Origin of the sequence: Paenibacillus sp. AR247 (assembly GCF_002968895.1) — a bacterium.
GTDB lineage: Bacteria > Bacillota > Bacilli > Paenibacillales > Paenibacillaceae > Paenibacillus_AQ > Paenibacillus_AQ favisporus.
In genome coordinates, this window is the sequence record NZ_PCZT01000009.1 from 2,205,994 (window position 1) to 2,215,121 (window position 9,128).

The following is a 9,128-nucleotide window of genomic DNA, read 5'->3' on the forward strand; positions in this document are numbered from 1 at the left end:
AAGGCCAAAGGGACCTGTATAAAGAGTAACCAGGATAAATCCCCATTTCATCACAACAGGTTCAGGCGAGTGACGAAATTGATCCCAAGCAACATATATCGCAGAGATGGCGGCCAATATTATCCAAGTCGTCGCTATTGTGTCAACAATCGTGATCCAATTCCACTCATCAGGAAACATTATCCCCTCTCCTTTCTTTTCGATATAGATTACCCCCCTATACCTTATTCCAAACGAGCACAAGGAATAATACAAAGAGTGATGCCACATGGACATCACTCTTTTGCTTCAAAACTTTTCTATTTAGAAACCTCACTTTCGACTACCCATTGATGATTCTTAACGGGGTTTCCTCCTGTAGTTGGCGTGTAGTCAACCATATACACCGTTGTTTTTTCAGCAGAGTCAATGGTGCCTTCTGCGCCCTTCATACCTTCCATGTGATCAGCCTCTATGGTCACCTTAGTTCCAGGTTGCAAGGGCTCACTACCCGCATCCTTTATTTCCTCCTGGATAATCCACTTATGATTCGGGACGGGTTCACCTCCAGTGGTTGGAGTATACGTTACAGCATAAGCCACCGTGTCGTAGGCACCGACCACTTTAGCCTTGGCTCCATCCATGCCTTCCATATGCTTGGCATGGATCACAACCTCATCTCCAACTTTATATGTGGGATTTTGAGCTTCTTTTAACCCTGCAGGAACCTCACCAGAACCCGAATGATTCATGCTGCCCATATCCCCCATATTTGAATGATCGCTGCCCATGTCCATGTTCGTATTATTGTTTGCATTATCCTTGTTTCCACACGCACTTAGCACCAGGATTGCTGCAAGGCTAATAAAAATGAATACTTTTTTCACAGTTTGTCACACACCTTTGCATATTTTTATTTGGATTGAATCCTCAGCTCCCAAACATTCTACCCAAAACTTATGAAGAACTTGTGAAGGCTGCCCGGACCACTCTCAAAACTAGCTGCAAGCTTAAATGCAAAGAATAGACCTATTCCATTGTTCAGACAAAAATATGTAGGTTTTAAGCCCGTCCAATCCTATGATTGTAATCAGGCATATACTTTAATATCTCTTTTGTGAAGGAGGTAAACTGGATGCCCAATTTCTTAGTAGACACACAGGTATCCCAAAATGCCAGTACGGCTGGAGCTATTGCGGTTCCAGTAGGTCCCGTTCTTGATATTTTGGCTCCGCCTACCTCGGCACTATTCGGTACGCTTGGACTGAACACGTCCACAGCTGGGACAGACCTTCGAGTCGTGTTTAATTACACCGTTACGATAAGCGCATTGATTGAAGCTCTGACTCCCATAACGATTACGGTTAACCGGGTGATTGGCGGTGTAGCGACAACGATTTATTCTGTCACTGAAACGTTGCCTCTGGTGGCAGGCGTGCTGACAACTACCGTATTGTCTGGGGTCGGCATTGATTATCATCCACCGAACCCTGGTTTCATTGTCTATCAAGCCATCGTTAGCGTACCTTCCGTTGTCTCCGTATTTCCGACACGTACGGGTCCGGAAAGCTTTAATGCCGAGGCCTACTCGAACCCACCTATTATGTAAGTATAAATAAATCCGGAAAGCATGCTGCTTTCCGGATTTTTTATTCTTAAAAACAATATGAATAAGAACCTGTTGAAAAAATAATGGAGTTTGTGATAATATCCTCATAATATTATTTGAAAAGCGATGAAGAGGAAAAAGTACCAAGGGCTCTTATGTCCAGAGAGCAAAGGGAATGCTGAAACCTTTGCCTTAACCCCTTGTATAATAGTCACCTCGGAGCTGTTGATCGAAAACCGGATCTGATTGTTGATTTGGTGAGTAGTTCCAAACGGGTGGGCACACGTTATCGTGCTGAAGTAAGGGATTCCTTACTTCATGAGGCCGGAATCGTGAGTGATCCTGAATGCCGTCATACCCGATGACCTTTACATCCTCTGGAACGCGAATACCCCATCTTTCTTGCTCTTTCTATATATTTGGCGGCGAACATATCGGTAATGGCAAAAACGCCGTCCACATCATGATGCTTATCCAAAAATTCATCAAAATAGGCATCATCGTCCTCAACAGGGTCTGGCTTCTCGTAAACAGCGTAATCGATTCCCAATGCCTTCGCTTCTCGAACAAAACCTTCCCTACGATTCATCGTTTCGCTGAAGACGGAAGTAACGCTGCCCATAAAAGCAGGTTTTTTAGCCCCGGCCTTTACAAGCTCCCTCAATGCCAGGCGTCCCCCTTCGTAGTTATCGGACGTAACGCATGTAATATTTTTATAAAGTGCCTGTCAATACTGATGATCGGAATGTCGTTGCTTACGCTATTTTCTATATCGTTGTACGTAATGCCGACAATGCCCGCCACTTTGTTTTGCTGAAGCATATCCAGGTAATACAGTTCCTTTTCCGGTTTGCCGCCGCTGTTGCACAGCATGAGTTTAAAGCCTTCCCGATCCAACTCATCTTCAATATAATAAGCCAGCTCAGAAAAAAAGGGATGCCAGATACTTGGAAGCAGCAGAGCTACCATTTTGGACTTCCCGATTTTGAAATTTCGGGCTACCTCATTCGGAATATAGTTCAGCTTTTGTATAGCTTCCTCTACTTTTCTGCGTGTATCGGGTTTTACAGCACCCGAATTGTTAATGACGCGGGACACAGTTCCTACGGCTACCCCAGCTAAGGTAGCTACATCTTTAATACTTGGCATCTTACCCCCCATTTATTTATGAAAATCATAATAGCACCAAATTGGAAACGTTTCAACTTGTTTTTATCACTGGACAAATGATCCCTTCTTGTGATCCTTCTGTATGTTTCCTGTGGCGCTGCAACTATAATGTCCCCTCCCTCACCTATTGACCTCTCTCCAATTCACGTCTATAATTAGTACCAGATACTAATACTTGATATCAAAAAATTGACCTTAGTTTTTATATTTCCTAATATGCACCCATCCCTTCACCCTAAAGAACTCATTTTTTTAAAAAAAGGAGCGATTGATCATGAACCTTACGGTTTCGACAGCCCGCATTACGGCTATTGGCAGCTATGTTCCGGAAAAAAATTGACGAACGCGGATTTGGAGCAAATGGTGGATACGAGCGACGAGTGGATCGTCCAGCGGACCGGTATGCGGGAGCGGCGGATTGCCGGTGAGAACGAATACTCCTCCACAATGGCATATAAGGCCGTGGAAGACTTGGTCAGCCGTTACGGTCAGGACTTGACCGACGTGGACTGCATCATCGTGTCGACGACGACGCCGGATTACGCTTTTCCGAGCGTGGCCTGCCAAATTCAAGGGTACTTTCACATCCCCAGCACTGCGGCATTTGACCTGAACGCCACCTGCGCTGGCTTCACCTATGCGATGCATATGGCCAACGGCCTGATTACATCCGGTCTGCACCGGAAGGTCCTGGTAGTCGCGGCCGAGACGCTGTCCCGCGTAACAGATTATACAGACCGGTCGACCTGCATCCTGTTCGGCGATGGAGCCGCGGCCGTTCTGGTCGAGAAGGACGAGCAGCGTCCAAGCTTTATCGCGGCCCATCTGGGCACGAATGGCGAAGGCGGCATCCACGTCTATCGCACGAACCTTTCCAAAACGATGAATGGTGAGGAGCTGCTAACGAGCGAGAAAATGGTCCAAAACGGACGAGAAGTCTACAAATGGGCGACGCGCACCGTGCCTCAGGGCGTAGAAACTTTGCTGGAGCAGGCGGGAATGACGGCCGGGGACGTGAATTGGTTCGTTCCGCACAGCGCCAATTTCCGTATGGTCGAATCTATCTGCGAAAAAGCCGGCATCCCCGTGGAGAAGACACTGACCAGCATGGAGTATTACGGCAACACGTCTTCGGTGTCGATTCCGTTGGCTCTCCAGCTGGGACTGGACGAAGGCAAGCTGCAGAACGGAGATACGCTGCTGCTGTACGGATTCGGCGGCGGCTTGACCCACGCCGGACTGATCCTGAAATGGGATTTGGATGACCGCGGTTGATCAGCGGCAAAGAGTATGACGTAAATGCTTAAAAGGCTTCCGACCATATCGGAGGCCTTTTTTTCATAAATTCATTAATGCATATGCAAGAGCCTCTTCTCATGCTACCTTTACGGCTAGCATTCTGCAAAGTACAATAATAGCAACTCATCGATCCGATGAATGCAACATTTCGACTCATTGAAAAAATCGATGATTAGGTTATAAACAGGTATACAACTACAATTAATAACAATTTTTGAATACAATCCAACGACAAAGGTGGGAGAAGGATGAATCTGCACGCGTTGCGCGTATTCGCGGAGGTGGCCAGTACGGGAAGCGTGACCCGGGCCGCCGGCAACCTGCTGCTCAGCCAGCCCGCAGCCACTGCCCAGCTGCGGAATCTGGAGCAGGAGCTCGGAATGAAGCTGGTTGCCTCCAAGGGGCGCTCCATTCAATTGACGCCAGCCGGCGAGCGGCTGGCCGCCCGGGCACGGCAGCTGTTTTCGCTGGAATACGAGATGGAGCGGGAGATGAACGCACTCAAAATCGGGCTCGAGGGCAGCCTCCGGATCTGCGCCACGGACCTGCCCGGCCGTACGGTGCTTCCCGCCTGGATCGTCCGCTTCAAGCAGCAGTATCCGAAGGTGCATGTCCAGTTGACCCGGGGCAGCTCCCGTATCGCAATGGAGCGGCTGCTCGACCACTCGGTGGACATCGCACTCATCTGTGGCGAAGGCCCGAAGGATTCCGGTTTGGAATACATCACGCTCCTGGAAGATGAGCTGATCTTCATCGCCCACCGGGACCACCCCTTAGCGGGTGCCGCCACTACGCTCCAGGAGCTGATGGCAACCGCCTTTATCCTCCGGGAAGAAGGCAGCTATACCCGCAGGAAGCTCTTCTCCCTCTGCGACGCCTACGAAGTGCCGAAGCCTCGGACCGGGATCTGCATTGAAGGGATGCATGAAACGATTGAAGCCGTCAAATCGGGATACGGCGTTTCTTTTGTGCCCTCCCTTGCGGTAGCCCGGGAGCTCAAATCCGGTGAGCTTGCGGAGGTGCGTGTTCCCGGGATGCGCGTCAAGGACCCGATCCGGCTGTACACCCGGATTGGCGAAGAGCCTCTGGCGCCGGCGGCTAACTTTATGGCCATGATCGCTCCTCCTCTGTCCCAGGTCGGATCATAAATCATCAATTATATTGATGATACTGTTTGATATATATATTGGATTTATACTCAAAATCTCATTATGCTAAAAACACAGCACGGTCATGAAACCGCTGTGGAGAAGGCATGGATGAGATTTTTGTTTTTCAGACCGATATTCCAAAGGAGGCACAACCTATGACATCAACACTGTTCACAACATATCAAAGCGCGGTCAAAACCCGACTGGAAGAAATGAAACGCACGGCCGAAGCTGCCATCGGGCAGCTCGAGGATTCTGCCCTTGCTTGGGCCCCGGAACCCGGTTCCAACAGCATCACCGTGATCGTCAAGCACATGAGCGGGAATATGATTTCCCGATGGACTGATCCGTTTACCACCGACGGAGAGAAACCGGACCGAAACCGCAATGCGGAGTTCATTCATGAAGAGCTCGACCGCGCAGCCCTGCTGGATCGCTGGGAACATGGCTGGAGCCTGTTCCTGGGACAAATCGCCGCGCTCCGGGAGGAGCAGCTGCTGACGGAAATCACGATCAAGGGCCGGTCACTCACCGTCATCGAGGCCATTGAAAAAAGCCTGTACCATAACGCATACCACATCGGCCAAATCATTTATATCGCCAAACAGTACCGCAAGGATCAATGGGTCAGTTTGTCGTGATCCGTGGGCGGTGTCTTTCAAAACAGGGGGCATGCCGGCATGCCCCCTGTTCCTTTCTATACCGCACGAATTAAAGCAACCCATTCACTAGGTGGGCATACCGAAACACTTACGGTTATGGCGGGGTTTCTCGTGCTATCCGTATATTTTTTGTACTCTCAAAGTTCATGACAATAATTGTCACTATTAAGCAATACAATGGCAGCAAGAACCATCTCTCCGCAACCACGGAGGAGGAAAGGAGTAGTAAATATGAAATTAACCGCCTTGTTTTTTCTGATCATGTTTATGATCGGGACGGATACCTTCCTCATCTCCCCGATGATTCCGACGCTTCAGGACCTGTACGGCGTCCCCACGGGAATGTCCGGCTGGATGATGGGCTCCTACACGCTTGGCGCCGCGGTCTTCGCCTTGATTGCCGGCCCGCTCTCGGACGGGTTGGACCGAAAAAAGTCATGCTGCTCGGACTGCTGGGCTTTGCGGTGTCCACCGCGCTGTGCGGAATCGCCGCAGATTTCTGGATGATGTGCCTATTCCGGCTGCTCGCCGGAATCAGCGCAGCTTTTGCCGCACCGCAGGTGTGGGCGTCCATCCAAACGCTGCTGCCCGCAGAGAAAAAGGGCAAGGCGATGGGGCTTGCCTATGCGGGGCTCGCGGTATCCCAAGCGTTCGGGGTTCCGATCGGCAGCTGGCTGGTGGCAGAACGCTGGTCCCTCCCCTTTTTCGCGATTGGAGCTCTGTCCCTGCTGCTTGCCGGAGCCGCCTTTTTCATCCTGCCTTCCATGAAGCCGCAATCGAATGCCGTTCAATCGCGGCAGGCCTTCTGGCACAGATACGCGCCGCTTCTCGGAAGCGGCAGGGCTAGAGGCGCCTTCCTGGCTTATTTCCTGATCCATCTGGGCAGCAATGCCGCGTTTGCGTTTTTGTGCAAATGGTCCGCGGAACGCTTTCACCTTCCCGTTGACCAGATCGGGACGATCATGATTTTCCTCGGCGTGGGCAATTTGGCCGGCAGTCTCGTCAGCGGATATGTCAACAACTTGTGGACGCCGTCCAGGATTGTAGCCGCCTCGGTGCCGCTCCTGATGATCAGCTATGCCGCGCTCCCGCACCTGCCGTCTTTCATGGCCGCATCGATCATGTACTTCGCCATCTTTTTCATCCTGGGCATTCTTTTCCCGATGATCATGGGCGTCCTGAACAGCCTGAATCCGTTGCTGCGGGGGACGATTTCAAGCACGGCTACGGCGACGATGAACGTTGCCACGACAGTCGGCGCCTCCCTTGCAGGCCTGCTGTACGCCGGATCGGGCGGGTATGCGGCCGTCGGCCTGTTCTCTGCCTGCTGCTTCGCCGCATCCCTGCTTATCTTTGGCACGAGCCGCGTGCTGGCGAGAGAGCCGGTGCCGCAGGCGTAAAAAGTCTATCGATGCACATTCTAAGCAGCCATGCCCCTTTCAACGGAAGTTTTTCTTACGCGACATAAGGAAGTCATTGTCTCCGAAACTGTAATCCCCTATATCTAAAAAAAGCCCCGCCGACCCTGTCGGCGAGGCTTGCTTTCTTTTACAACGAGCATCCTAACGTACGGGTAGGAACAGGAAGCAAGGGCATAAACGAACCAATCCGGTTGTTCCAAGCTTAATGCTATAGATCACCCCATCCATGCCCTAGCCTCACGCCCCGGACAATGCTGGGCTCGGCTGCTGGACGGTCACCCGGTATACGCCGGATCCCAGCTCCAGCTTCAACGTTCCAGCGTCGTCTTCCCTGGCGCTCAACACGCCCGATGCCTGATCCGCCGGCTGCCCATTGACCTGCGTTGAAGCGATCGACGCGCCCGGCAGTTCGGTCTCAGCGGTCGTGTTCGGCGGAATTTCGAATTCGTAGGAGGCCAGCGGGCTGTCCCCGTCCCGTCCTCGTTCGCCAAGCTCCATTCGCTCCGGATCGTGCCGTACATCGAATCCAGCGCAGCTTTGGCATAAGACAGCGCCGAGTCCGTCCGCGGACGAAGCCGGATCCGCTTGTACCCCGGTCCTTCAGCTTCATTCAAATCCAGCCCTGCCACGGCCCGGTACAGCCAGTCGCCGATAGCGCCGAAGGCGTAGTGGTTATACGAGTTCATGTCATCGCTCCAGAACGAGCCGTCAGGCTTGATACCGTCCCAATGCTCCCAGATCGTGGTCGCCCCCTGCTTGACCGAATACAGCCAGGACGGATAATCCTCCTGCATCGCCAGCTTCACGGCCAGGTCGTGGTAGCCGTTCTCCGTCAGCACATGGCACAGGTACGGCGTACCGACGAATCCGGTGGTCAAATGGTGGTTCTGTTCCTTGACATACTCCGCGAGCGTAGCGGCCATCCGGCGCTGAACCTCCCCTTCGACCAGCCCGAACATCAGCGGAAGAATCATGGCGGTCTGCGTATGCGCGGCCAGCCTTCCGCCCGGTGTGACGAACTCGTTCAGGAACGCTTCGGCCACCTTTTCGTACAGCTGGCGGTAAGCGGCGGCATCCTCGGTACGCCCGAGAACTTCGGCGGTCTTTACGAACAGGGAGGTCGAGTATGCATAGAAGCAGGTGGCGATCAAATCCCTTGGCGTCGCCCCGACGTAGCTGCCTTCCTTCGCGTCAAGCGCCAGCCAGTCGCCGAAATGAAACCCGGTATTCCACAAATATTCGTTGTCCCCTTGGGCGCGGATATGGTCGACCCATGCCTTCATGCTGTCATATTGCTCCTCCAGAATCCGCTTGTCGCCATAACAAAGATAGATCGTCCAAGGGCAAATGACGGCGGCATCTCCCCAAGCCGCGGACGAGCAGGCATTATCGTCGAGAACCTGTGGTATGACATGCGGCACGCCGCCATCCTCCCGCTGGTCGGCCTTCAGATCATGCAGCCACTTGGAGAAAAACGGTGCCACGCCGAAATTAAAAGCAGCTGTCCGGACAAACACCTGAGCATCCCCGGTCCACCCCAGCCGCTCATCACGCTGCGGGCAATCGGTCGGAATGTCCAGGAAGTTGCCGCGCTGGCCCCACTCGATGTTATGCTGCAGCTGGTTCAACAGCTCATGCGAGCACTCGAACCGCCCTGTCTGCGGCATATCCGTGTGCATGACACGGCCTGTAAAACGGTCCGGATTCAGCGGCTCGGCATCCGGCCAGCCCTCGACCTTCACATACGGAAGCCCTGGAAGGAGAAATGAGGCTCATACGTTTCCTCACCGCCGCCTCTGCAGATATACGTTACGGATTGCTTGGCCTTGCGGAGATT

4 protein-coding genes and 5 pseudogenes are annotated in these 9,128 nt (G+C 52.4%); 5 read left to right on the forward strand and 4 right to left on the reverse strand.

What is annotated here, in order from left to right:
- Both CPT76_RS38420 and CPT76_RS18850 read right to left on the reverse strand, forming a co-directional pair.
- A pseudogene (locus tag CPT76_RS38420) lies at positions 1–180 on the reverse strand (DUF4396 domain-containing protein); the annotation flags it as partial.
- Positions 181–299: 119 nt separating this feature from the next.
- Positions 300–866: a YdhK family protein gene (locus CPT76_RS18850; protein WP_258168584.1), complete on the reverse strand. Its 567-nt coding sequence runs from the start codon at positions 864–866 to the stop codon at positions 300–302.
- Between the two features lie 248 nt (positions 867–1,114).
- Here CPT76_RS18850 and CPT76_RS18855 point away from each other — a divergent pair, with 248 nt between their 5' ends.
- Complete coding sequence (locus CPT76_RS18855; RefSeq protein ID WP_105443921.1) at positions 1,115–1,588, forward strand: hypothetical protein; 474 nt, start codon at positions 1,115–1,117, stop codon at positions 1,586–1,588.
- A 300-nt stretch (positions 1,589–1,888) separates the two neighbouring features.
- Here CPT76_RS18855 and CPT76_RS41520 read toward each other — a convergent pair.
- Positions 1,889–2,737: pseudogene (locus tag CPT76_RS41520) on the reverse strand (LacI family DNA-binding transcriptional regulator); the annotation flags it as partial.
- Positions 2,738–3,032: 295 nt separating this feature from the next.
- Between CPT76_RS41520 and CPT76_RS18865 the strand changes: the two are divergent.
- The 4 genes and pseudogenes from CPT76_RS18865 (at position 3,033) to CPT76_RS18880 (ending at position 7,270) form a co-directional block, all read left to right on the forward strand.
- A pseudogene (locus CPT76_RS18865) lies at positions 3,033–4,033 on the forward strand (beta-ketoacyl-ACP synthase 3).
- Between the two features lie 272 nt (positions 4,034–4,305).
- Positions 4,306–5,205: a LysR family transcriptional regulator gene (locus CPT76_RS18870; protein WP_105443922.1), complete on the forward strand. Its 900-nt coding sequence runs from the start codon at positions 4,306–4,308 to the stop codon at positions 5,203–5,205.
- Between the two features lie 158 nt (positions 5,206–5,363).
- Complete coding sequence (locus CPT76_RS18875) at positions 5,364–5,849, forward strand: DUF1572 family protein (protein ID WP_105443923.1); 486 nt, start codon at positions 5,364–5,366, stop codon at positions 5,847–5,849.
- Between the two features lie 321 nt (positions 5,850–6,170).
- A pseudogene (locus CPT76_RS18880) lies at positions 6,171–7,270 on the forward strand (MFS transporter).
- 258 nt (positions 7,271–7,528) lie between these two features.
- On the opposite strand, the pseudogene CPT76_RS40030 reads toward CPT76_RS18880, so the two are convergent.
- A pseudogene (locus CPT76_RS40030) lies at positions 7,529–9,128 on the reverse strand (family 78 glycoside hydrolase catalytic domain); the annotation flags it as partial.

Coding starts and splice junctions, on each gene's coding strand:
- CPT76_RS18855 (WP_105443921.1), top strand. CDS start 1,115: ATGCCCAATTTCTTAGTAGACACACAGGTATCCCAAAATGCCAGTACG.
- CPT76_RS18870 (WP_105443922.1), top strand. CDS start 4,306: ATGAATCTGCACGCGTTGCGCGTATTCGCGGAGGTGGCCAGTACGGGA.
- CPT76_RS18875 (WP_105443923.1), top strand. CDS start 5,364: ATGACATCAACACTGTTCACAACATATCAAAGCGCGGTCAAAACCCGA.